Here is a 25,560-nt window from a genome sequence, read left to right as displayed (position 1 = left end):
TTAGTAAAAGCTTTACAAGTTCCGCATTGTTCTGTTTTCTGATAACAGTCTGCTAACAGCAGGACTACTCACTATTTTAACACTATTTAACATGACGTAACATCGTCATTAAGAGCAAAATATGTGTATTATAAATAAAAAATAGTTTCTTTGTTAAACCTTATGAGCAGAAGGGGATCAAAGGACAATTAATATTATCTGCGATCATCAACCTAATATCGATGCGAATTTTCAGCACTAATAATAATGCTGTCGGTCTCCTTACGTCATTCAGGATAAATCCGAGGATTTATGAGCATCTGATTTTTTGAAAACTATTCAAGGGAGGGTCCCCTTGTTGAAAAACTATAAATCCAGCGTTCCGGAAGGCAAAATCGTAATATCCTGTCATATTCCGCTACGTTATATTATTCACTGAGAGCATCATGCTCATATAGGAGCCTCTGTCATTATCAAGCAAGAATGCTAAAAGAAAAAGCCATATTAGGAATAAAGTGGACTACCCTATCATCAGCGATCGGAGCATTGGTACAGCTACTTCAGGTAGTAATATTGTCCAGATTCCTGAGCCCTGCCGATTTTGGAGTAATGGCTATTGCTATTTTCTTTATCGGGTTTTCCCAGTTATTCCTGGACATGGGTATTCCCACTGCTATTATATATAATCAACAGGTCAGCAAACAACAACTGGACAGCCTCTTCTGGCTGAACATAATCGTTGGCTGGTCCCTCTTCGTTGTTATTTTATTAATGGCCCCATCTATCGCCGCCTTTTATCATGAGGCACAATTGAAGAATATCATCATCCTTATAGCTTCCGCATTTATTATACTCCCTTTTGAACAGCAGTTTTATGCCCTCATGAAAAAGGAGCTGCTTTTTAACCAGATAGCAAAACGGGATATCACAGCAAAACTCATATCATTTGTGGTGGCCATTGTACTGGCCTGGAAAGGTGCCGGCGTGTATGCACTGGTAATCTCATACCTGGTATCCGTGTTCCTCGGGGCAATACTGGTTATTATATCTGGCATTAAATTCCATAAGCCGGGCATGCACTTCAGATTCTCGGATACAAAACCCTTTCTCTCTTTCGGGTTATACCAGTCGGGAGAAAATATGCTGAACTATTTCTATAACCAGGTAGATACCCTGCTGATAGGAAAACTGTTAGGCGTAGAAATGTTAGGGATATATAATGTGGCCAAGAATTTATCAATGCGCCCCACACAGGTAATAAATCCAATTGTTACGCAGGTGACTTTCCCTGTAATGGCGAAACTGCAACATGATGATAACATGTTAAAGTCGATTTATTTAAAGAGTGTTAACTACTTATCGTCTGTCAATTTCCCTATCTATACATACATGGGGGTATTCGCAGCCCCGCTGATTGCCCTGGTGTTTGGTAACAGATGGCATGATGCTGGTCCATTGCTGCAGATCCTGTCTGCATATGCAATGGTAAGATCTATCATTAACCCAATAGGTACCCTGTTATTTTCCAAAGGTAAAATGCGGCTTTCCTTCTTCTGGAATTGCTTTATGTTCCTTTGTGTACCTGTTGCCGTAATTATAGGCTCCATGTATGGCCTTCTGGGAATTGCATACGCACACTTAATATTAATAACGGTGTTATTATTTATTTCATGGCGTGTATTGGCTTATCCACTCAGTAAAGCAACCTTTTCAGAATTTTTCGGGCTGCTGCTGAAGCCTTTTAAAGTAGCATGTTGCCTGCTGCTTGCGTTCTTACTTATCAATCATATACCTGGTCTTTCCCCTCTGACTCAAACCATATCCGGCGCATTTGTCCTGATTCTACTAATCATACCTGCGAACAAATATTTTAATCGAGCATTCTATCTGGAGGCAGTCAACCTCTTACACCCCCTACGCAGGTTTTTACCTAAACTATATCCTTAATTCCAACCGAAATGAAGATTGTCTACATCACACATTATACCGAACTATATGGGGCTAACAAGTCTCTTCTAAATTTACTGGAAGGGATGTCTGTCATTAAGAACATCGAGATTCATTTAGTAGTTCCTTCCATGGGTAGAATTACAGATATCGCACGGGAGAAAAATATAAAATTCTCCGTTATACCTTTCTATAATGAAATTCATTCCGGTGATAACAGGGAAATGGGATTGATAACAAGAGGGGTTGAATTAATGAAAGATTGCGTTAAGTTTTTATATAACTGGAGAACCGTATTTAAGCATTCCTCTATCTTCAGAGATTGTGACATCATACATATTAACTCAACCGCTACCTTAATAGGCGCCTATTTTGCCTACTTTCTTGGCAAGCGTTTAATATGGCATGTAAGAGAATTTGGATGGGAAGATTACAGGATAAAATACAACTTCGGATATAAATATTTTCAATACTGGATCAACAAAGCAGATGCAGTAATTGGTATCAGTAAAGCCATCTACGATAAACGTGTGGTGAAATGCCATGTAAAACAAACAGCCCTTATTTATAATGGTGTTATTTCAAAGAAAGAATTACAGGAAAACAAACAGCACCTGTTGGAATCAGGTCATGATAAAAAACCAGATGGAGAATTCGTATTCGCTATTGTAGGTCATATCAATCCTGGTAAAGGTCAGCTGGAAGCACTTTCTGCTTTCCGTATGTTATTACAGAAATACGATAATGTAAGATTATCAATTGTAGGTTCCGGCCCTGAAGAATATACCCGCATGCTGGTAGATTATATCAGGGAAAATAATATGGAAGAGAAAGTAACATTTACCGGTTATATTGAAAAAATAGAGACGGTCTACACATCTATTGATTGCCTTTTAATGTGTTCCAGACACGAAGCACTTGGAAGAGTGACCATTGAAGCGATGAGTTACGGTGTTCCTGTAATTGGTTATAATGGTGGTGGTACAATGGAAATTATCAAAGATGGTTATAACGGTATGTTATATTCAGACGGAGATGAAGAATTGTATGAGAAGATGTCTCTTTTAATTCAGCAGAACAATATCTACAGTGACAACGCGCTTGAAACAGTGGAGAATTATACGATAGAGAAATGTGCCGCGTCCGTGTATAATATCTATTCAAACTATGAAGTAGCAAAATGAGAGAGTATCTAAACAATACTCTCTCATCCATACATTAAAAATCATAGTATAACTGACGGAAGCTGCTACGCAGGCCCACCTGGAATATTAGCTCATTATTCTTCCACATATTATTCTTTTCCTGACGTGCAGTAACAGAACATTCTATACGCAGATTATATTTGGGATTCAATAAAAAAGCAACCGTTCCCTGTACATTCGCGAGAGTAGTTTTTAATCCCTGTCCCACATGATTGCCAAAATCTTCTGCCCGGGTATTATATGATTCAAAGATATTCTTGCCATAATTGATACCAGCCGAATCAAGTCCATACTTAGCAACTGTTATCTGACCACGCAGGAACAGGCGTTTGTACTGGTAATCTGCAATACTTACCCATTCAACAAAATTGGCTCCCTGGGGATGTGCCAGTGGCTGATTATAATGTCCGTAGTTGTTGAGTGTAGTACGCTGGGAATAAGTATATGGTCTGGCAGCGTTTACTTCTGTTAAGAAGTTCAGATGTTTCACTTTAAACACATTATTGGAACGGAAACCTATCTGTCCGCCAAACTTATTAGCCCACCATCCGGTACCGGAAGTGATCTCTTTAAACTTAAATTCATCCAGTATAAACTGACCATACAAGGTACTGTTAGCTGATGGGGCATATTTAAGATTGATACCCATCAGTGCATTATCAGGCGATCCTACAGAGAACTCTACCGGACGAAGGAATACAATAGGGTTGATATAGCTGGCATCAAAACCACGTTTACCACTGGAGTCAGAATCCTGCCATATCACTGCTTCAAACAATCCCAGAGATACCTTCTTGCTGATGTTCCAGTCCAGGTAATTAAATACCCCCCACTTCTTCCGGTAACCGGTACCATAAGATGATGCAGGGTATTTCATATCAATAAACTGTGCCCACATGGTCGTATACTGGATACGTCCCACATTCGCAATAATCTTCAGAAAAGGATAGTTGAAAGAGGCATCAGATAAAAGCATGGAACGGTAACCATCACCAATAAAATTCTTATCATAACCCAGCTGGAAATCGAAATGTTTGCCTGCCTTGTAATTAAGTAAGGCAGAGGAATAAGCGAAGTCAAATGCTTTTCCGTTACTGTAATCTTTCCACTGTCCCTGTCCGGGAACAACCAGGTTCTCCCTGCCATAAGCATCTATATAACCTGGGAATTTACCCTGGTTCTCATAGAACTCTGTCCGGAAAGTAAGGTTCTTTCCAATAGACCCGCCTGCAATTACACCACGGGTATTCAGCCAGGTGCCATTATTCACACTGCTGTGCCCAATCTGCAGATCCGGCAATATGCTTGCATAAAAAGTGTAGTCCTCCCCGTTTACTTCCAGCAGATGTTCACGGAACAGTTTACGGTACAACCAGCTTTGTTTACGGGTAGTATCTCCCTGGGGAAGGTCGAAGGTGGGTTGGACCATGTAATCACGTTGGGAAGAATGATAACCGGTTGTGTCTGCCGTACCCTGATAAAAACCTATCGAATACTGACGTCCGGCGCTTTGTGCATTCACAGACAGATTAATCGCCAGGCTACAGGAAAGTAACATGGCTAAAGGGGTAATCCATTTTTTGAACATAAGTAAGAATTTGCTTGCCTGATGCAAATATATTTTCTTTCTGTTGAATAACGCCGGTACGCAGATTAAAATGCCATTATAAGTGTCTGATTTTCTTCTGTTCTTTCAGCTTCTCCGTAATTTTCTTAATTTCCTGTTCAGAGTTTTTAGGATAAATCAACAACACCTTTTCATCATCAACAACGATAAAATCCTTCAATCCCCGGATAACAGCAAACTTATCATTAGGAACATGTATGATACAATCTTCTGTATCCTGCAGCTCCACTTCCCCACCGGCAAACACATTCCCACCCTCCATATTCTTCTCTGCTACCTGGTATAAAGAAGCCCAGGTACCCAGGTCACTCCATCCAAAATCTACAGGCATCGTATACACGTTATCTGCTTTTTCCATGATCGCATAATCAATAGAAATGTTAGGCGATTGTGGAAAATGAACATTTATGAATGACTGCTCCTCTTCCGTATTGTAAATATCTTTCCCCTTACTGAATAACTCATAAATCCCAGGCGCAAATTTCTCAAACGCAGCTAATACAGCAGCTGCACTCCAGATGAAGATACCTGCATTCCACACATAATTACCACTGTTCAGAAACTCCAACGCTTTCTCATACACCGGCTTTTCTGTGAACTGCGTTACTTTATGTATCCCGGCCTCATCCGTCTGCTGATATTTAATATAGCCGTAACCAGTATCCGGCCGCGTAGGTGTAATCCCCAGCGTTAACAATATCTCCTTACTCCCTGCAATCTCCAGCGACTGTTTCATTTTAGCAACAAACACATCTTCATGCAGGATAAAATGATCCGAAGGAGCTATCACCATACAGGCTGCAGGGTCTTTTGCCCATATCCTGAATGCGGCATATGCAATACCAGGCGCCGTATTATTACGCGATGGTTCACATAAAATATTATGCTCCGGCAGCTCAGGCAATTGTTCCCTCACAAGTTCCCGGTATTCTACATTTGTAACAATGAAAATGTTCTCAGCAGGACAAACTTTCTGAAACCGTTGCCAGGTTAACTGCAACAATGATTTCCCTACACCAAGGATATCAATAAACTGTTTAGGACAGGTATTGCGGCTTTTAGGCCAAAACCGGCTACCAACACCACCTGCCATAATAAATACGTAGTTATGTGTATTCATATTATTTATTCCATTTACCACTCTTCACCTCATCATACACCGCTTTTATACCTTCACTTAATTCAATTTTTGCTTTCCATCCCAGCGAATTAATCTTCGCAACATCCATCAGTTTCCTGGGAGTGCCATCTGGTTTAGTTTCATCAAACGTCAGCGCACCTTCATACCCGACAATATCTTTTATCAGCAATGCAAGATCTTTGATACTGATGTCTTCCCCTTTACCGATGTTCACCAGCCCTTCCTCATCATAATTCAGCATCAGGTGGAAACAGGCATCTGCCATATCATCTGCATGCAAAAATTCTCTTAACGGACTTCCGGTTCCCCATATTACAACCTCTGGCGTATGATTCTCTTTCGCCTCATGAAACTTGCGTAACAACGCAGGCAATACATGAGAGTTCTTAAGGTCATAGTTGTCATTAGGTCCATACAGGTTGGTAGGCATCACCGAAATGAAGTTACAGCCGTATTGCGCCCTGTAGGCATCACACATCTTGACACCTGCAATCTTCGCAATGGCATAAGGTTCATTCGTAGGTTCCAGCAGACCTGTCAACAGGTACTCTTCCTTCAGCGGCTGGGGAGCCATTTTAGGATATATGCAGGATGATCCGAGAAACATCAGTTTCTTCACATCATTTGCATACGCATGATGTATCACGTTACTCTGGATCATCATATTTTCATAGATGAAATCTGCCCTGTAAGTGTTATTTGCAACAATACCTCCCACTTTAGCAGCCGCCAGAAAAACATAATCAGGCTTTTCCTCTGCAAAAAAAGCACTCACGGCCGGCTGACTACGCAGGTCCAGTTCTTTGGATGTTCTCGTTACAATGTTATTATAACCATCCCGCTGTAATCTTCTTATAATAGCAGAGCCTACCATTCCTCTATGGCCGGCTACATATATTTTATCTTGTTGTTGCATCCTCTTCTATTCAAATTGGTTTAACACTTTATACCCTGCATTCTTCAGCAACAGTTCACGTCTGAATAATTCCAGGTCAGCCGCTACCATTTCTTTTACAAGCGCAGCCAAATCATATTTAGGTTTCCAGCCAAGCTGTGTCTGTGCCTTGGTAGGATCCCCTATCAACAGGTCCACTTCCGTAGGTCTGAAATAGCGCGGATCTATCTGCACAACTTCCTGTCCTGCCACAACACCAGTTACACCAGCTGCCACACTTTTCACAATGCCTCTTTCGTCAATACCACTTCCTTCGAATATTACTTCAATACCCGCTTCTGCAAAAGCCATTTTTATAAACTCTCTTACAGGCGTAGTAATACCAGTTGCAATAACAAAATCTTCTGCTTTATCCTGTTGCAGGATCAGCCACATTGCCTCTACATAATCCTTTGCATGTCCCCAGTCACGTTTCGCATCCAGATTACCCATGAATAATTTATCCTGCATGCCTAAAGAGATCTTAGCCACCCCACGTGTAATTTTACGCGTTACGAATGTCTCTCCCCTCAGCGGACTTTCATGATTAAACAGGATACCGTTACAGGCAAACATATTATAAGCCTCACGGTAATTGATAGTGATCCAGTATGCATACATCTTCGCTACCGCATAAGGAGAACGCGGATAAAAAGGCGTTCTTTCTGATTGTGGTACTTCCTGCACCAGGCCATACAACTCGGAAGTAGATGCCTGATACACCCTTGTTTTATTTATTAAACCAAGCAGACGAACAGCTTCCAGTATTCTCAGCGTTCCGATACCATCTGCATTAGCGGTATATTCAGGCGTTTCAAAACTTACCTGCACATGACTCATCGCACCCAGGTTATAAATCTCATCAGGCTGCACCTGCTGAATAATACGGATAAGATTGGTAGAGTCGGTAAGATCACCGTAATGCAACGTGAGATTTACATTTCGCTCATGGGGATCCTGATAAAGGTGATCAATACGGTCCGTGTTAAAGAGAGAACTCCTTCTTTTAATACCATGTACTTCGTATCCCTTGTTCAGTAAGAGTTCTACCAGGTAGGCTCCATCCTGACCAGTAACACCCGTAATTAAAGCTACTTTCATAATAAATGAATAAAAATATTATCAAACAATAGAATCATGACAAGATATCATGATACAATTTTATACATAGTTGAACCATCGTTTCATCAGTAAACAACTCCTTAAATCTGCTATACGCATTCGCTGAAAACTGATCATACAATGGTCGATTACCCAATATCTGAAGAATACCATCCGACAGCGCTTTCGCATCCTTAACAGGCACATTCAACCCTGTTACATGATGATGATTTACCCAGGGCACACCGGAACCAGGAATGTCTGCGGCTACTATCGGTTTACCAAATGACATAGCTTCCAGTAATACTATTCCAAAAGCCTCAGAGCGCTCTACAGAAGGGAGACAAAATACATCGCATGCCTTGAAATAGGCGCCTACCAATTGATGAGAAATCGGGCCTAATAATACGATTTTATTCGCTAACCCCAGCCGTTCCACCATGCCGGCCAGTTTAAGTTCCAGCTCCCCCGCCCCTCCTATCAGTACAACAACATCATCCGGCAAATACTGTGCAGCTTCTATCAGATATTCAAATCCTTTATAATAAATCAGTCTTCCCAGACTAAAAACAATCCTTTTTCCCACATACTTCTCCCTTATCATCTGCACATCTGCATCATTCACCACCAGTGAACCAGGACGGATACCTATAGGAATAGGTGTTGTTTTATTCACCACCTTCTTCAGCTGCCAGGACTCATTAATATATTTGGAAGTAGTACCTATAATAGCATCAGCACGTTTCAGTATCCAGTTCTGTAATGGCAGGTACACCTTAAGCACCATTTTCTGCTTAATGATATCGCTATGCCAGTGGATAACAATCTTTGCTTTGGGCCTTGTGAGATAAATAGCCAGGGCAGACATCGGATCAGGAAAATGTACATGAATAATATCATACTGATTCCTGACTTTCCAAAGGGACTTAATAAGAGCAGGTGCGATAGAGGTAGATAACATCTTCGCCAGGCGTGCTGCACGCAAAACTTTATACCCCCTTACCTCATCTTCTTCAGTGCTGTTATGATCATTGGCGCAATATACATCACATACTACCCCCGCACGGTTCAATCCCTCAGTGAGATCGTACGTCATGGTTTCAATACCACCAATATGCGGAGGATAATGTTTTGTCAGTTGTAGGATCCTCATATTACGTCAGGGTATTTAGATGTATATCAATTGTTTTCTCCCAGTTGAACCGGCCTATCTGTTCATCATACAAACCATAATTGTAGGATAATCGCCCGCTTAAAACCTCATCAATCATTCCCGCAAGCATATTGATATTACAAGGGTCAAAATAGTAGATTGCCTCCCCGCCTACCTCTGGTATTGCTGCAGCGTCCGAAGCCAGAATAGGTATTTTAAACTTCATTGCTTCCAGTACAGGTAATCCAAACCCCTCATATTTTGATGGAAATATAAACAGTGATGCATTCCTGTAATATTTCTTCAATGTGATATCGTCAATGTACCCGGTAAAAATAACCCGGTCGCCCAGTTCACTAACCAGAGGGTCCATATCCGTATTCTGCGAATAAAATCCATCCTTTTTACCAACGATCACAAGTTTTATCTCTTTATCCGCAATCAGCGGCATGGCCTGCAATATGGCCTGTACATTCTTATGTGGTTTTACATTTCCAACGTACAGCAGATATTTAAAGTCAACGTCCGCATCAGACACTTCATCAAAATCACCCGATACCCCTAAATAACTCACCACCAGTTTATCCTTTGCATGTGGGAAAAACCGCAGTATTTCACGCTCACTAAAATGAGAAACAGTAAAGACCTTTGTAGTATTCCTTACCGTAAACCAAATGAGCATTCTGATATATAATAACAAAAACCGGTTGTATTGCGCCGGATTAGCCAGATGATATACATCATGGATAGTGGAAATCATTTTACCTGCTCTCCATGGTTTTATCCAGGGAGTGTTAAAATGAGGCGTAAAATAGATATCGCAACGTGGTACTTTAAAAAATATCTCCACCTGTTCAAAAGGGTGTAAAGGACGGCTCTTCACCTCTATAAATCTCACTTTATCAAACCATACTTCTGCCCCCAGCTCCCTATAACCAAGACAAATCAACTCATATTTACCAGAATTTATCAATCCTAATAGTACATTTTTCAGGTATGTACCTATTCCGGACATACTGTACATTCTACAATCTACAGCCAGTGATATCTTCTTACTCATCAATTGAAATTAAAAGCAATATTATATTATCATTACTTCAAATAGAAATTTTTATATGGGATCAACCCATTATCAGGTAGTACCAGGTTAGTTCTCACACCCCAGTAACAATAAAGCGCTATCAACACAAGAATTATAAATTTCGTTTTCAGATCTTTCCCAAGGTCCAGGAACAGCGCTATGATAAACACATCCGCGACCCTGTAATAAAGCCCAAGCCGGCCTGCTAATATCTGTATGGGAGAAAGAAGAAAATAGATCAATAGTGATATGAAATACGCATTTAACAATAGCCGGTAAAACTTATCACTGATAGAGAACTTCCCCCTGTTCAACAGGAAAATATAGAATATGACCAGCCTGTGCACAGCCGAAAAACCCAATGAAGCAGATTCTCCATAAGTATCATCCTCAGAATAGCTGAGTACCTTCGCGGCAAGATACATATCCCCCGTCAGGTGATTAGTGATCAGGTTCTTCAGAAGGCTTTGCAGGAAAATACCTATCAGCAAAGAACCGAAAATACCTATATTGATAACACTCAGCCTGATTTCCTTATTAGCAATAAAATAAAAAGGTAAAAATATGATAGCGCTGTAATGCACCATGCAGGCAATTCCCACAATAATCAGGTAAGGGACGAGTCTTCGTTGCAGCAAAAAGCCAATAGAAGTATATGCAATACCAACCGCTAATCCCTGCCTTACCCCATTCAGTTCATAAGCCATAAACTGAACGGATAAATAGACCATCAGGGAAGCCATCACATAAGGGGAATACTTAAAGTAAGTGGTCAGTTTCAGGGTAATGGCAATCAAAGCAACACTAAAAACAACCAGCTGGTAACTCCCCCCTATATCTTTAATGATCAGGTTGAATAAGATATACAGCGGCTCCAGTGGATAAGTGCTGGCTGTTTTATTAGTGATATCCCTGAATATATCTTTATAGGAAAACCAGTCCACTCCTACCTCAAACCTCAGCCCGCCTATTACTACAAACATTACGAGTACCGTAAATAGAATGTACAGTTTATGGACCTTCTGGATCTTGCTTAGTTCAAGAAAGGAGAAAAAGAACAGGATTAATAATATACAATAGTAAATCATAATACTTCAAGTCAACGGTGACGTCCGCCAATATTACGTCTTATAATCCTGATCAAAGTACGGAGTTTCTTTCGTAAGAGGTTGTAAACCACTCCACTCCTGATAAATTTATCTTTACTGATTAATGCATTCTGAAAAAACTCCACCAGGATCTTTTCATTAAATTCATTACCAGGGTAAAAATTCAAACCAAAATCGATGAAAGTGCCATCACTGTTCTGCCCCACAGCCCCGATATGCTGTACCTGGCTGTTTTTCAGACATAATAACCGGGTCCCCTGTTTACCAAGCGCTACAGACCAGTCCCAGTCATAACTATCAGACACCGGTACATTCTTTATAATGAAGTCAATCACCTGCCTTGATAAAGCCGTTCCCGCAGCCCCGAAATACTGCTTGGTACACATGGCCGTTCCTGCAATCTCCACTTCATTAATCACCGCATGTGTAACTGAATTATATAAACTCAGTATCCCGTCAGTAGCAGGCAGCAGGTGTACAATTGTATCCAAAGCAGCCGGACTGAATATCAGATCTGCATCAGCAATAAAAAGCACATCATCATCCGTTGCCAAAAAATCAACAAACATCTGATGCATATTCCCATCTGCACCCAGGTTTTTTTCCCTGCGTTTAATCTCTCCTGCAGAATGAAATACCCCCGCTATATATTGTACATCATACTCAACACTTGCATCATCATAAATTCTTATTGTATGCTCATCAATATGCCGACAATTATACAATGATGTTGCCATCCTATGCAGATATTCCGGACGGTTATATGTGGTGATGCCAATACTGATTTTCATATCACAAGGTTTACTTCTTAAGGATACGGGTTAAAACAAAAGTAAGCGCCGACATAGAAACCCCATAGAAATAATAACGAAGGAGTTCCGCACCGGATACATGATTATTCTTCCCAACCCTGATGTATTCCTTTAAGTAATGATAAAATGGTTTTGAACTTAATCCTACATTTTCATACGTTGCTATCACAACAGGTACATAATACAACTGATCTTTACTTTTCAGATACGCCCTGCGCTGAAAATCAAAATCACCATAGATTTTATAAGAAAGATTAAATCCGTTTTGCTCCAAAAAATAACTTCTCTTTATAAACTGTGCCTGATGACAGATAGATTCATATTTAGGATTTCTCTCACATTGTTTCAGCACAATATGTTTTGGATAAGTAAGCTGAATATCCCCGTAAGCAATAGATGCATTTTGAAATAAGGATTCCTGCCGAAAGAAATTACGCAACGTATCTTTATCAATCAGGCAGTCTCCACTATTCAGAAAAAAGAGCCATTCTCCTGTTGCCAGCGCAGCTCCTTTATTCATTGCATCATACACACCTTTATCCTTCTCACTACGCCATATACTCACAGACTTCTCATATTGTCTGATCACATCAATAGTACCATCCGTAGAACCACCATCAATAATGATATATTCTATATCGGCATAGGTTTGCGCCACAACACTTTCAATCGTATTTGCAAGTGATGTGGCGCCATTATATACTACTGTAATAATCGAAACTTTTGACATCTATGATTTGCTCTTTCTGTTCATCACCTTATAATATATTATCCGATGAATAGAGTTGATAATATAAACGATTCGCTCTTTAAAATTCATGTGAGACAGGGATAATCCCGTTGTCCCCGAAACCCCTTTATAGATTGGAACCTTATCAAAATAATAATAATGTAGCCCATTCTCGTTCAACGCATCAAAATACGCATGTTCCAGGTAATATCCGTTAGAGTCATCTACATTTAAAAACGCATTGCTCAGATAACGGATAAAAACATCCTTGGAACATCTGTAGAACCTTGTATCTACAGCCTTTGAATTCCTGTTCAGGTTAACTCCTACCTTTTCAAAATAAGTAACAGGAGCTGTTACCCCGGCTACTATCTCATCAATATTTGTCACCTTTACCCTACCAGTCACTTTATAAAAGAAATCGTATTGCTGAATCAGATGACTGTTATCAAGAATAAAATTCATGATAGCCCCTTCTCCATATCCCTTCCCGGACTTTAATACCCTGTCAGAATCCACCTCAAAAGAAAGCAACTCAATTTGTTTGTTCCTGGATGCTGCCAGTTGCTGAATAGTTGCTACCGTAGAAAAATCAAATCCACTATTATCACATACGATCATGGCAGTCAGCCAGGGTTTTTCAAGATAAAACAGTATACTATCAACATATTGCTCCTTACGGACAGCGGGGTCCGTAAGCGCTGTAAAGCTACTGTTTACATAAACTGTTGATGTGACAATCAGCAAGCTCATTATCTTCTAATTCCTATCTTCCTGAGTACACGACTCAATAAAGAGTCCTGCACAGTACTGCGTTCAAAATGATGTACCAGTCCAACGGTAGTTGCCTGCAATTCTTTAAAAGCAAGCCACACCGCATAATAACGTTCCAGGTATCCCCCCTGCATTCTGAATTGCCTTAACGTATCATAATTATCCAGTTTACCACTTTCAATGATAGACGAGATAAACTGCATCATTTCCTTAAAAGTTTCCTTCGGCAGAATAAATGAAGCGCATAGGTTAATGGTCTTACCACTCAGATCACTTAACTTATAATTAGTCTTATAAAATGCATTATAATCTTCCAGTATCACATCATAACAATTAAGCCCGCTTCCGTTCTTCTTATTAGGCTGTGTACTGTCCATCAGTATTTTCTGATTGTAGTCAGTACTGAACAGATAAGGCTGAAAGTTTACATGCTCCACTTTTGTAAGCAGGTCGTCTGTTTTAGACGCAGTCAGTACAGACGAATCAATATCATGTTGCAGAAAACCCAGGTAATCCAGATCTTCGTATAAATACGCATTCTTATAAATATTATAGATAACCTCTGATTCCGTATACCACTTACCTAAAGAATGGAACTGGTTAAACTCATACTGATTAATGATTTTATAATCCTTATAATTAGCAACTGCTTCATTCTTAGGATTTACATTAACGAATATATAGCTGGATAGGAGGGATGGATCATAGTAATCTCGTTTTAAGTCCTGATGAAAAACGACGAATAAACCATATTTCTTCATAAAATCCTATTTACTGGAGACTAAACGTTTAATGCCTTAATAACGTTACAGGGATTTCCCCCTGCAATAACATTTGCCGGAATATTTTTCACTACCACACTGCCCGCTGCTATAACTGAATTCTCTCCTATCGTTACCCCTTTCAGGATAATTACAGAAGATCCTATGAAAACGTTATTGCTTATTACGATAGCGTCTGTCTTAATATCAGTGTCAGCGCCACTGTTCCTCATTACCGGTTCCAGGGAATGAAAATTGGTATCCCAGATCTTCACACTCCCTCCGATCACCACATTATCGCCTATTGTAATCTTATTCCAGCATACAATAGTCGAATTGGAAATCCCTACATTCTTTCCTATTGTCAGTTCCGATTCAGGAAGATGGGTTATCAATCTTAATACCGTATCTCCTCCAATCGGGTTCTCATCCACTCCTGAGTTAGCAATAAAATTATCACCGATAACCAGCTTACCTTTATTGATGACTTTAATAATGCCATTAATAGTAAACCCTTCACACTTCACCCCTTCTCTTCTAAAGGTGTTCCTGTTTACAATTTTCCGGTAACGGAATTTTAATGAGCGGATGATATTCATATTAAAATCAGGAAATTTTAATGCTTACAGCAATATGTAAGCCTGATTTTTTAAATATTTAAAAATATCTGTCTAGGTATATTGATACTCTTTCCTTCTTAATAAAATTAAGTTCAACACACTATTCACCTGATATTTAAAAATTACTCTTGTTGGCTTAAAGAGCAAATTGCCAAATACGGCTGATACAAGCTGGGATATAAGCGTTGCAACAGCGGATCCGTAGGCCCCCATATATGGGATCAATATGAGGTTTAATCCCACATTAAGCACCAGGCCTATCACTGATCTGTATAAACTATAATTCTGTAGGTTCTCTATAACCAGGTACTGACTGGATACTACTCCCCAGAAAAGGGTAACAATCGTCCAGGCATGAATCCTCATAATACCAGCTGTTTCCACATACTGCTGTCCATATAAAACATGAACAATCAGGTCAGAGCAGAGAGTCACTCCACAGGCAATCACAAACGAAATCAGGAACATCCAGTTAAAAAGTACCTGCATCTTCCGCCTGTAACCAGCAAAATCATTGTTATTGATAGAGTTCATCAATGTAGAATAATAACTACTGGAAACTGCTATTGGTATAACAATAAAGATCTCCGTTATTTTCACGGCCGCACTAAATTCCCCTACAGCGGTAGAATTTAATAAGTTACCCAGCATTACCTGGTCTATCCGCATATACAGGATAATGGCAATACTCGATAAGATGAAAGGCCAGCCCTTTTTCAGTAATTCCCCACCTAAGTCGAGATTGAACTTCCAGGTCTGTAAACCATCGCTGCCTATCTGGTATTGCAAAATCAGTATAAGGAAAGCCAGTAAAGATTCAGCACCTACCACAGCTGCAAAATACAGTAATGGTTTATGAAGCAGGATAAATACCACTTTAAGAATAGCGCCCACAAAATAAGCGCTGTTCTTTGCTATCACCGTTCTCCTGGATTGTAACCGGGATTGATATTCTACATCTATCAGATCAAAAGGAGTAGGTATAAAGGTGAACAGTAATACAAAGTATAACAGGTAGTACTCCCGGTCAACATGCATCATGTAGAACACACCCAGTAAACCCAGCGATAATATAATAACAGATATTATCCTGAATATAAGCGCGGTGCCTAATAACTGACTCTTTTCTAATGGTCTGGCAAGAATCTCTTTCACAAGAAACTGGTCCATACCTAAAGACGCGATAGTTGTTAATATTCCTATGTAAGCAGCAATATAATTCATCTTGCCAAGCTCCCCCGGCCCTAAATATCTCGCTACCCATACACCTACTACCAGGCCTATCACCAGTTTAAACACCTTATCAAACAGCAGCCATAAGATATTTTTAATGGTGCTGTTCTTTATAATACTGAGAATGCGTTCTTTTAGCAATGCCTACAATTTCAGATATTAACTCATAATCTCTTTCACCATCTTTCTTAACAGAAGAACAAATGATGTTAAAAATATTCCTGCAATCAACCCCAGCACAATTCCCTTTGCCCTTCCTAATTTCTCTACCTGCAGTGGCAATATAGGCGTATCAATTATCTGTATAATAGGCGTTTCCTGAGACATGGAAAGACGGCTCAATTCGAGATTTTTAACCACCTCACCATATACAGTCTGTACAACGATTTTATCCCGTGATGCTATTTCTGACCCTACAGATGCTATCCTGCGGGCTGGATTAAGATTCAGATCTTCCGCCACAGCAGCTGAATAAGTTCTGCGGGATAACAACGTTTCCAGAGAATCCGCTTTTGCCTGCAGAACATCCACATTTGCTTTCGAACGTTTAGTCTTGGTTTGCACATAGAAGTCTGTTGCTTCCTTTACTAACCGCTCACAAAACATTTTAGAGAAAAGCTCATTGCCAGAGACAACAGAAACACCCACAAAACTTAGCTTCTTATCTTTCTTGGCAACTGTCAGATTGAAATTAACAATATCCTCATAAAACTGATTCAACACGCTATCCTGCTGCCGGGTAAATGTTGCCCGGTCTGCTCCTGTCGGATAATTAACATGCTGCAACTCCGGAAGCTTTGCCCACCTTGCCCTTAACTTGTTAATATCTATATAATAAGATGCCAGCGTCTGTTCTTTGCCATCTATCTTTACAGTAGATAACAACGCCTTTTCTATAATGAAACGCGACTTTAAAAACTCAATAATGTTATCCCCGGAAAAAACACCCACTCCACTACCGCCACCGCCTATGTCTATCCCAAACTGACTGGCAATACCTGCGTACGAACCTAAAGAACCCGACTTACTCTCTTCCAGTACAAAATTTAAATCCGCCACATATTTGGGCTTCTTTGTTATCGCTAAAACATATCCCAGCGCAGCTCCCACTATAGCAAAAACACCTATAATCAACCACCTGGACAACAGATATCTCCAGCCATCCCGGACTTTCAGCAACAATTCTTTTAAAGAAATCTGTTCTTTACTATCTGCTGTCGGCTTATGTTCTTCCATAGAATATTTTCTATTTTGTTGCATTAATGATAGTAACAATTACCAACGCAACAGAAGCCAATGCACTTGCCAGCCCTACTGCTTCGCCGCTACTCAATCCTGTTCTCTGTTTTTTGGCAGGTACATATATCTCAGCACCTGGTCTTACCTTTGGATAACTGTTAAAGAATAACATCTTCCTGGTACTCCTTACCTCTCCGTTAGAATACACGATATAACTTCTTCGTCTTAATGCGGTAGCAGTAAAACCACCAGCCCCACGCACATAATCACGGAAGGTATAGTTTCTGTCAAACCGTACTTTCTTAGGGAAGTATACTTCTCCAAACATCTGCACGGTCTGTAATTTCTTAGGCACCTTTATGATATCACCCTCTTCCAGGTACAGATCATATTTAGAACCAGGATGTGCCAGAATCTCATCCAGCTGAATACCCAGCAACTGCTCTTTCCGTTCTACCGTACCACGCATTCTCTCAATGTCTGTACTGTCTCTCAGTTTATTATAAAACACTTCCAGCTTATTCAGCAGCAGCGCACTGTCAGAACTATTAATAAAGGTCTTACGCAACATCACAGCGCCCTCTGAATATGCGCCGGGACGTAAACCACCAGCCCTGCGGATCACATCAGAAATCTTCTCCTTCTTTGTATTAATTGCATATGAACCGGGATATACTACTTCTCCGTCAATCTGAATATTTGCCTGTTCATTGTAAGCCGGAGATTTACGGATCATTACTTCATCAAATGGTTGTAATGAATATGCCCCGGCTGCAGTACCGGACAAATCAGCATTGATATCAAACTGCTGCGTAATAGCCATACGTACATCTGTAGAATCATAAACACCGCCCGTACGGATACGGCGGGATATTTCTACATGTTTCAGACTGGCCGCATCTTTTAATCCACCCGCCAGTAATATCAGGTCTTCCAGCTGCATGCTGTCTCCGTAAATAAAATACCCCGGCATATTCACCTCTCCCACAATCTTCACCTGGTATTCCTCACGCAGATTGAGCTTGGAAAATATCATCACACTATCCTCACGTTGTAAAAGGATCTGCTGCTTGCCACTCAATATATCCTGTACATTGAAACTGATAATAGAAGGCGTGTAATCTGCCTGCAAACGACGGATCATACCACGGGATAATGCAGCAACTTCCTGTACTCCATCCGCTTTTTTTATCAGGTCACCTACCGTCATTCCCTCTTCCAACGCATATTCTCCCGGGTGAAATACAGCACCCGAAACAGTAACACGGTTGGTATAACGGGCAAGTATAGAATCTACATAAAATTTGTCTCCTGATTTTAACTGGAAAGATGCCACCTTATCTGCCGGCACATCCACCACTTCCCTCGACTTATTATTTACACGTAATGCCCTGATGATATCTTTAAAGGAATTATCGGTATATCCTCCTGCAAAATCAATGATGTTCTGTAATGTCTCATTTTCTTTCGCTTCAAATATAGCCGGACGTTTTACCTCTCCCGAAAGCTCTACCCTCATTTTATAAGGATTCACCTTCACGATATCCTGATCCTGTAATACCACATTATTGCTCAGATCGCCGCGGATCAGGAAATCGTATAAATCGAAAGTTGCTACCGGCTGACCATTCCTGATTACCTGTATATTACGGAATGAGCCATTTTCGTTAGGGCCACCAGACACATACAGTGCATTTGCCACCGTTGCAAGAGATGGTACTGTGTAAGTACCCGGCTTCATGATCTCTCCAATCAGCAATACACGGATGCTACGAATGTTTCCCAGCGATATCTGTACAGATGTATTGCCCGTTTTTATACTGGAGTAAATAGTACTTAACTGTTTGGTAATACGGATACGGGCATCTTCGATAGTCAGTCCGTTCACATATACCGGTCCCAGGTTAGGGATACGCACATATCCATCCGGGCTCACCTTTAAACGGTGCTGTACCTCTGAATATCCATAAACATCTATCTGTAATTCGTCGTTGGCGGCAAGATGGTAGTTAGCCGGAGTGGCCATACGCAGGTTAGGCTCAAATGTAAGGTTCTTGTTACTGAACAGTTCTGTACCAAAAATCCGCTGCCGCTTCAGTTCCTTTTCAAACGCCTCCCTGTCCTTGAATCTCCTGTACCTTTCCTCATAACGATGTATTGAATCCTGTTCATTATCAGCATCATCTGAATTATATTGTCTGCCAACAGAATCCGGGTCCTCAGAACCGTTATTATCTCCTCCCAGTGTCTTATCCAGGTTCAATAGCTTTATCCTTTCCTTCAGTTTGGCCACTTCTGTACTGGAAATACCTTTCTGCGCAGCGTACTGATCAATCTGAGAATAAGAAACATTATTCTTTTTCATTTGCGCAACCAGCTGGCGAATCTGATCGTCAGTCAGATTGTCAATTTTAACTTGACTCATCTGATCCTTAGACATAGAAGAAGGAATCTGTGCCTTTAGACTAAAGCAAACGGCCAACAATAACAACTGCAACAGTAATATTTTCTTCAACATGAATTATCGGATAATAAACTATTCGGATTAAAAAAACATTCTTCAATACCTTATTCAACTATTGATTAGCCCGATTTAGAGTAAATCAGCTGCAAATCTATTAAAAATAACATATAAATATTAACTTGATGGAAATCAGTGTAATAATTCCACACAGCATTTTATTGTCTCCCGGCAAGTCCGGGAGACAATAAGAACAGTTAAATCTCGAAAAGTTTAAATATACAGAGAAAGAAAGCACTAATTAGCCCTGCCATACAGCAGACGCAGGTAACCCCTCTCCAGGTTAGACCTGTAAAGGAAGAAGGGCAGTTGAACAACAGCAAATGCCAGTAACAGAACAGAATACGGCCAGCAGTAAAACAACGCAATAAAAGCAATCAGCAACCGGGCATACTCCAGGTGAAATACCCAACGTCTTTGCTCCAGTATGGCCCCACTGTTCACAAGTGTCAGTAATATCACCAGCGTTATACATATTTGTGCAAAAATTGGAATATAATTCTCAAACAACAGGAAAAAGAAGAGTACCATAATAATCACCCCCACCTGCCATGCTACATAATGCTGCAGCCTGTCCGTGTTACCGGCTTTCCTGCGGTTCTTTGATAAGAAACGTTCCTCCAGTTTCGGACGGATAGCAGGGTCTACATAATCCGGCCTGCCAAATATTACCTTCAGCTTAGCCCTGAAACCTTTAGTTTGTTTTACAGTATATAATATTTCAAGGATAAAATGAAAGTGCTGCCATAAAAAGCTATGACTGTCCAGCGGTTTGGTCAGCCCATACTCCGGCTCCTCATCCTCCACTGTAAAAGTCCCAAACAGCTTGTCCCATATGATAAGCACATCCCCATAGTTCTGGTCCAGGTACTTCTCATTCGATGCGTGATGCACCCTGTGATGAGAAGGTGTTACGAAAATATATTCCAGGAAACCCAGTTTCCCTATAGTACGCGTATGTATGAAAAACGGGTACAACCCATGTACCAGCTGTACACTCACGATCATAGCCGCCGGAAAACCGATCACCGGTAATACCGACCAGAAAGCCATCCGGAAAAATGCCTGGAAAACCGTGATCCTGGCAGACACCGTATAGTTGAAGTCCTCACTCTGGTGATGCACCACATGCGCCGCCCACAAAAGGTTCACCTCATGTGCCAGCCGGTGGTACCAGTACCAGATAAAATCTGTTAAAATCAGGAGAGCAATCCACAGCAGCACACTCGATTTGATATCAAAAATGGCAAAATGCTGGTGGATATAGTCGTAAATAAAATAGAAGAGACCTATTGTAAAAGTATCCAGCAGACGTTCCGCAATACCAATATTGATATTGCTCACAGAATTACTGAAGCCGAAATAATTCTTTCCGGTTTTACGCGCAACCAGGTATTCTATGCCCATCAACCCCAGAAACAGTGGAATGGCCCATGCCATGTGATTTAAATGCACAATTGTAAGTTTCGAATTACGGGTAATAGCTTTATAGCCCTGTACAGCCACAAAGCAATAATCGAAACAATATTACACAATTAAATTAAATAGTCCACTATTTGAGTAGACTATTTAATTTCCCTGTAAAAAGGTCATTGATAATGAGATACTATGATCGCAGGCCAGCCCTGAAACCGATGGGGATTTCTACCTTTTCAAAGGAAGGTTCATGCTGATTCATAATTTCTGCGATGGTCATCGGCTGATGGATCAGGGTACTGAAACCTTGTTTTCCGGACAATGACTGTGCCTTGGATACAGATAACTTGCCAAACTCGTACTTGGCAATCAGCCTTCCCTTACGCATTAATGCACTGTCTACCTGAGACAAATCACTGTTAAATGTACATACTACCTGTACGTTCATACAGTCTGCCAGCAACCCGTCCGATAAATTCAGCAGGTTGGACACAGAAGAGTTACCCGTAGTTTTCCTGTCCATAATGATGTTCTCCGCATCTTCAATCACCAGGATGGTATTGGGATTATCTATTAACAGGTCTATAAAGTCCGGTTGCATGATATTACCCGCTACTGCAGGCGACAGGAACAATACACGTTTCTTCAGCCTTCCTATCAGATAGCGCAGGTAAGTCGTTTTGCCAGATCCGGGAATCCCGTGCAGCAGCACAATCCCTTTATCATCATTGGTATTCAGTCGCTTAAAGATCAACTGATCAATCGCCATGAAATCATCTTCATAATAAAGGCTCAGATCAAGCTTTGTCTTTTTGAACTCCATGCTTTTCAGTACCAACCCCTTATCTCCCATTGTAATGAGATTGATCTCGTACTGTTTACGTTTCTCCCTTTGCCGGTACTTACGCACCAGTGTAGTCACATCTTTAATAAAGGCATCTGCTTTCCCATTGTGCAGGATCTCGCAGTAATCTTCTCCAAACTCGGCCATGCAGCCGTTGTTCAATACTATCAGCGCAATGTCATGTTTGTATTCCTTGTCTTTACTACCGATTTCCTCACGCTGGTAAACACCCACTATACTGTCTGCATAGGCGGTTTTAAAGGCCACCATGGATTTCTCACCATTAATAGTATATATGAAGCTGATATTAGGTACCGCATTAAAGTAATACAGGTAAAAAGCTTTGCTGTCCAGCAATCCGTTCCCGAAAATATGTTCCCCTGATATCTCCTTTTGCTGTAAAATATTATCCATTTCAGTTTTAAATAAATGATCAATGTTGTTTGATGGGTAATCATATACCGGTACGCCTCAGGCGCCCGGTAATGATTACGGGGTTAATTGCAAACTAAGACAAAAACAATATCATCTTAAAATAAATTCGGCAGGGTAAGATTACCCCGCCGGGTAAATACAGATTCTACTTACTACTCAATATTTTTATAAAAAAACCCGGTCTGCTTTTAAACGGACCGGGTTATATAACGCTAACGAATATATTATGTTAGTGCATATCCTGTCCTTTTAGCATTGAAAATTTCAATACTATCACAGCCATTACGGTATATGTTTCCTGGTATTCCTGTCATTCAGTACTAAATGAAAAAAGCCCCGGAAACTGGTTCCGGGGCTCGTTATATATAAAGTTAATTATCTCATATAAAACTATAACATGCCCGGAACCTACGACCGCAACCCTTTGCAAAGGATGCCGGCGCTGTGTTCATATGTGTGTTTGACATTAGCATGTTATAAATTGATTTGTTAAGGCCACAAAGATAAATTGATTATTACAATTTTAACAAATATTTCGCATATTTATTTTTACGCGGCTATAAAAACAATATGCCGGTAACATACAGTTACCGGCATCACAATTACATTATACCACAGAGGCATTAACAACAAAGGATATAAAATGGTCGACCCGCTTATATAAGTAACATGCTTTCTGCATCTGATTCGGCTCTCTCTGCCTCTGCACCTGCGTACTCGTTTGCCAGTCTTTGCATCTGACGGATATGCCTTTCAATATGCTTTGTAAGAAAATAGATATACTGATAGATATCCAGTTTACCCAAATGGTTTACAGACATATTGGTTTGCACCAGGAAGCCTTCTCCGTTTTTAAGTAAACTAAGATTATACATAGATTGAGCAAACTGTTGTTTCAGTAAAACTCTGATATCACGCATATCCTGTAACCCGCTGGGCTCAAGATGTTCAGGCCTGATCCATCCAAAGGAACGGCTTCCTATCACATCAATTTTACTGAATGTTTCCTGGTAATTACCGGGAATAATAATCGAGTTACTGGTACTCTTACGGTCCAGCGCACGACGTGTACTTTTGTTTACTATCAGCAACAGGAAATAGTTTGTCAGGCTGATATGTTCCAGCACTTCACGGATATTCCATTGTCCGGCATCCGGTTTAAAATGCAACAGATCAGGTTCTTTTTCAAACCAGGTGTCCAACTCCCTGAAGTTGGTTAGCAAAGCCTCTCTTACAACATTAATTACGTTTCTCATGGTCTGTCTGTTTGGGGTTATGTCCCTACCTGATCCACTTTCTGTACGGGCAGCGCATAACGTATTATAGAATTATTATTGCCATTTTCATCATCCGGATCTTTCAAATAAAAAACCCGGCTCCTTGTAACGGACCGGGTTTGTATCACATAAGTTAATTATGATTTTACATACCATGTCCATTAGGCTTCTTAAAGGTGAAGCCATCCTTTCGCATCATCACCGCCGATAGTTTCCGGCAGTGTATACACATTACAGTTATCAAATTCGTTTCTTGCTCAATCATCATTTCGGCGCTTACAAAGCAAAAGGTCCCGCAATTCCTGCGGGACCTTTGTTTTATCATTTGGTAACTTTTATCGTTAGCATTTGGTGCAACATACCCGCAATTCACCACTGACCTGCTTTTGTGTACAGGACATCGCTGAAATTGTATTTTTTGGATTGCGTTTCATTCTTTTTATTGCTACACAAAGATATTTTTTATTTTTTTTATTTACACATATTTCTTAATAAATTTTTTCTATTTGCGTATAGTCCGCAATCAGAACAACCGCAGTTGAATCTGTGGACGCTGGAATAACTCAGTATTGAATTCAAAACGCTCCTGATTAAGACCATACTTCTTCGTATGAATCTTAAACTGCTGCTTTATCAGGTCCGCAATATTCCCTTCCCCTCTCATTCTTCTCCCTGCAACACTGTCATTGACCTGTCCTCCATGCATACTCTCAATCAGGTGCCATACCTTATCAGCCCTGTCCGGGAAATTCTTATACAGCCAGTCATTAAAGATGATCTTCACCGCATCGTTCAGCCGTACCACAGTATACCCTGCAAACTTAGCCCCGTTCGCCGCCGCCGTTTCCAGTAACCCCGGCATCTCATGATCATTCAGCCCCGGTATCATAGGCGCTGTCATAACCCCCACCGGTATACCCAGTTCACTCAACTCCTTCACGATCTTAAACCGTTGCTGCGCAGTAGTCGTACGTGGCTCCATCTTCAAACGCAGGTCCTCCTGCTGTGTAGTAACAGATACATACACACAAACCAGGTTTTGCGCTGCCAGTTGCTGCAGAATGTACTTATCCCGCAATACCAGTGAATTCTTTGTAATGATACCTATAGGCTGTTTGTATTCCAGCGCTATTTCCAGCAGTTGTCGGGTAATGAACATTTTCCGCTCCAGCGGCTGATAACAATCCGTATTACCGGACAATGATATAGGCTTGGGTACCCAGTTCTTATTATCAAGGAATTTACGCAACAACTCAGGAGCATTCTTCTTTACAACGATCTTACGCTCAAAATCCAGTCCGGCACTCATTCCCCAGAACTGGTGGGCATTCCGCGCATAACAGTAAATACAGCCATGCTCGCAGCCCTGGTAAGGATTCATAGAATACCACATGCCCACATCCGCACTATCCACTTTATTGACCAGGGTCTTCGCATGCTCCTCTATCACCTGCGTTGGCACATCCGCCTGCCACCACTCATCAATCCCCTCTACATGTTCCTGTGCATACTCCTCTTTCAGGTATCTGTTCTTAGGATTCAACTGGGCTCCACGCCCCTTGTAATAAGGGTTCTCCGGAACCCCTTCCTGAAAAGGCAAGGTCATAGCTAATATTTTTAG

Annotated in this window: 21 protein-coding genes; 2 read left to right on the top strand and 19 right to left on the bottom strand. The window is 40.7% G+C overall.

The genetic code is table 11. The features are described 5' to 3' along the window. The first annotated feature begins 462 nt into the window (after positions 1-462). Positions 463-1,926 carry an MOP flippase family protein gene (locus BMW86_RS12110; protein ID WP_089782025.1) on the top strand — a complete coding sequence of 488 codons (1,464 nt, stop codon included), beginning with the start codon at positions 463-465 and terminating at the stop codon, positions 1,924-1,926. A gap of 11 nt (positions 1,927-1,937) precedes the next feature. Beyond that, positions 1,938-3,110 carry a glycosyltransferase family 4 protein gene (locus tag BMW86_RS12105; RefSeq protein ID WP_089782024.1) on the top strand — a complete coding sequence of 391 codons (1,173 nt, stop codon included), beginning with the start codon at positions 1,938-1,940 and terminating at the stop codon, positions 3,108-3,110. Between the two features lie 34 nt (positions 3,111-3,144). Here BMW86_RS12105 and BMW86_RS12100 read toward each other — a convergent pair whose 3' ends face one another. The 19 genes from BMW86_RS12100 to BMW86_RS12010 form a co-directional block, all read right to left on the bottom strand. Beyond that, positions 3,145-4,719, bottom strand: a complete 1,575-nt coding sequence (locus BMW86_RS12100) for a hypothetical protein (protein WP_089782023.1) — start codon at positions 4,717-4,719, stop codon at positions 3,145-3,147. A 76-nt stretch (positions 4,720-4,795) separates the two neighbouring features. Beyond that, complete coding sequence (locus tag BMW86_RS12095; RefSeq protein ID WP_089782022.1) at positions 4,796-5,878, bottom strand: mannose-1-phosphate guanylyltransferase; 1,083 nt, start codon at positions 5,876-5,878, stop codon at positions 4,796-4,798. A gap of 1 nt (position 5,879) precedes the next feature. Further along, positions 5,880-6,815, bottom strand: coding sequence for a GDP-L-fucose synthase (locus tag BMW86_RS12090; RefSeq protein WP_089782021.1), 936 nt, complete (start codon positions 6,813-6,815; stop codon positions 5,880-5,882). 6 nt (positions 6,816-6,821) lie between these two features. Continuing rightward, positions 6,822-7,934: a GDP-mannose 4,6-dehydratase gene (gene gmd, locus BMW86_RS12085; protein WP_089782020.1), complete on the bottom strand. Its 1,113-nt coding sequence runs from the start codon at positions 7,932-7,934 to the stop codon at positions 6,822-6,824. Positions 7,935-7,968: 34 nt separating this feature from the next. Further along, complete coding sequence (locus BMW86_RS12080; protein WP_089782019.1) at positions 7,969-9,087, bottom strand: glycosyltransferase; 1,119 nt, start codon at positions 9,085-9,087, stop codon at positions 7,969-7,971. A 1-nt stretch (position 9,088) separates the two neighbouring features. Continuing rightward, positions 9,089-10,147, bottom strand: coding sequence for a glycosyltransferase family 4 protein (locus tag BMW86_RS12075; RefSeq protein WP_089782018.1), 1,059 nt, complete (start codon positions 10,145-10,147; stop codon positions 9,089-9,091). 32 nt (positions 10,148-10,179) lie between these two features. After that, entirely contained in the window at positions 10,180-11,256 is a 1,077-nt protein-coding gene (locus BMW86_RS12070; RefSeq protein ID WP_089782017.1) for an EpsG family protein, read from the bottom strand. 11 nt (positions 11,257-11,267) lie between these two features. After that, complete coding sequence (locus tag BMW86_RS12065) at positions 11,268-12,068, bottom strand: glycosyltransferase family 2 protein (protein ID WP_089782016.1); 801 nt, start codon at positions 12,066-12,068, stop codon at positions 11,268-11,270. Positions 12,069-12,078: 10 nt separating this feature from the next. After that, positions 12,079-12,819: a glycosyltransferase family 2 protein gene (locus BMW86_RS12060; protein ID WP_089782015.1), complete on the bottom strand. Its 741-nt coding sequence runs from the start codon at positions 12,817-12,819 to the stop codon at positions 12,079-12,081. Continuing rightward, the gene (locus BMW86_RS12055) at positions 12,820-13,572 is read right to left on the bottom strand and encodes a hypothetical protein (RefSeq protein ID WP_089782014.1); all 753 of its coding nucleotides are present in this window, start codon (positions 13,570-13,572) and stop codon (positions 12,820-12,822) included. It lies immediately after the preceding gene. Then, positions 13,572-14,354, bottom strand: a complete 783-nt coding sequence (locus tag BMW86_RS12050; protein ID WP_089782013.1) for a hypothetical protein — start codon at positions 14,352-14,354, stop codon at positions 13,572-13,574. Before BMW86_RS12050 ends, BMW86_RS12055 begins: the two co-directional genes overlap by 1 nt. Before the next feature lie 20 nt (positions 14,355-14,374). Next, the gene (locus BMW86_RS12045) at positions 14,375-14,953 is read right to left on the bottom strand and encodes a DapH/DapD/GlmU-related protein (RefSeq protein WP_089782012.1); all 579 of its coding nucleotides are present in this window, start codon (positions 14,951-14,953) and stop codon (positions 14,375-14,377) included. Positions 14,954-15,025: 72 nt separating this feature from the next. Further along, positions 15,026-16,348, bottom strand: coding sequence for a flippase (locus tag BMW86_RS12040; RefSeq protein WP_089782011.1), 1,323 nt, complete (start codon positions 16,346-16,348; stop codon positions 15,026-15,028). A gap of 18 nt (positions 16,349-16,366) precedes the next feature. Further along, entirely contained in the window at positions 16,367-17,443 is a 1,077-nt protein-coding gene (locus BMW86_RS12035; RefSeq protein WP_218149136.1) for a GumC domain-containing protein, read from the bottom strand. Between the two features lie 10 nt (positions 17,444-17,453). Continuing rightward, positions 17,454-19,964: an SLBB domain-containing protein gene (locus tag BMW86_RS12030; protein ID WP_089782009.1), complete on the bottom strand. Its 2,511-nt coding sequence runs from the start codon at positions 19,962-19,964 to the stop codon at positions 17,454-17,456. 240 nt (positions 19,965-20,204) lie between these two features. Then, positions 20,205-21,407 carry a sterol desaturase family protein gene (locus tag BMW86_RS12025; protein ID WP_177189233.1) on the bottom strand — a complete coding sequence of 401 codons (1,203 nt, stop codon included), beginning with the start codon at positions 21,405-21,407 and terminating at the stop codon, positions 20,205-20,207. A gap of 166 nt (positions 21,408-21,573) precedes the next feature. Then, positions 21,574-22,641 carry an AAA family ATPase gene (locus BMW86_RS12020; protein WP_089782008.1) on the bottom strand — a complete coding sequence of 356 codons (1,068 nt, stop codon included), beginning with the start codon at positions 22,639-22,641 and terminating at the stop codon, positions 21,574-21,576. Between the two features lie 677 nt (positions 22,642-23,318). Beyond that, positions 23,319-23,918, bottom strand: a complete 600-nt coding sequence (locus BMW86_RS12015) for a DinB family protein (protein WP_089782007.1) — start codon at positions 23,916-23,918, stop codon at positions 23,319-23,321. Between the two features lie 544 nt (positions 23,919-24,462). Next, entirely contained in the window at positions 24,463-25,545 is a 1,083-nt protein-coding gene (locus BMW86_RS12010; RefSeq protein WP_089782006.1) for a PA0069 family radical SAM protein, read from the bottom strand. Positions 25,546-25,560 lie beyond the last annotated feature (15 nt).

Origin of the sequence: Chitinophaga sp. YR573, assembly GCF_900110995.1 — a bacterium.
GTDB lineage: Bacteria > Bacteroidota > Bacteroidia > Chitinophagales > Chitinophagaceae > Chitinophaga.
This window is presented reverse-complemented; position numbering and strand designations above follow the sequence as displayed.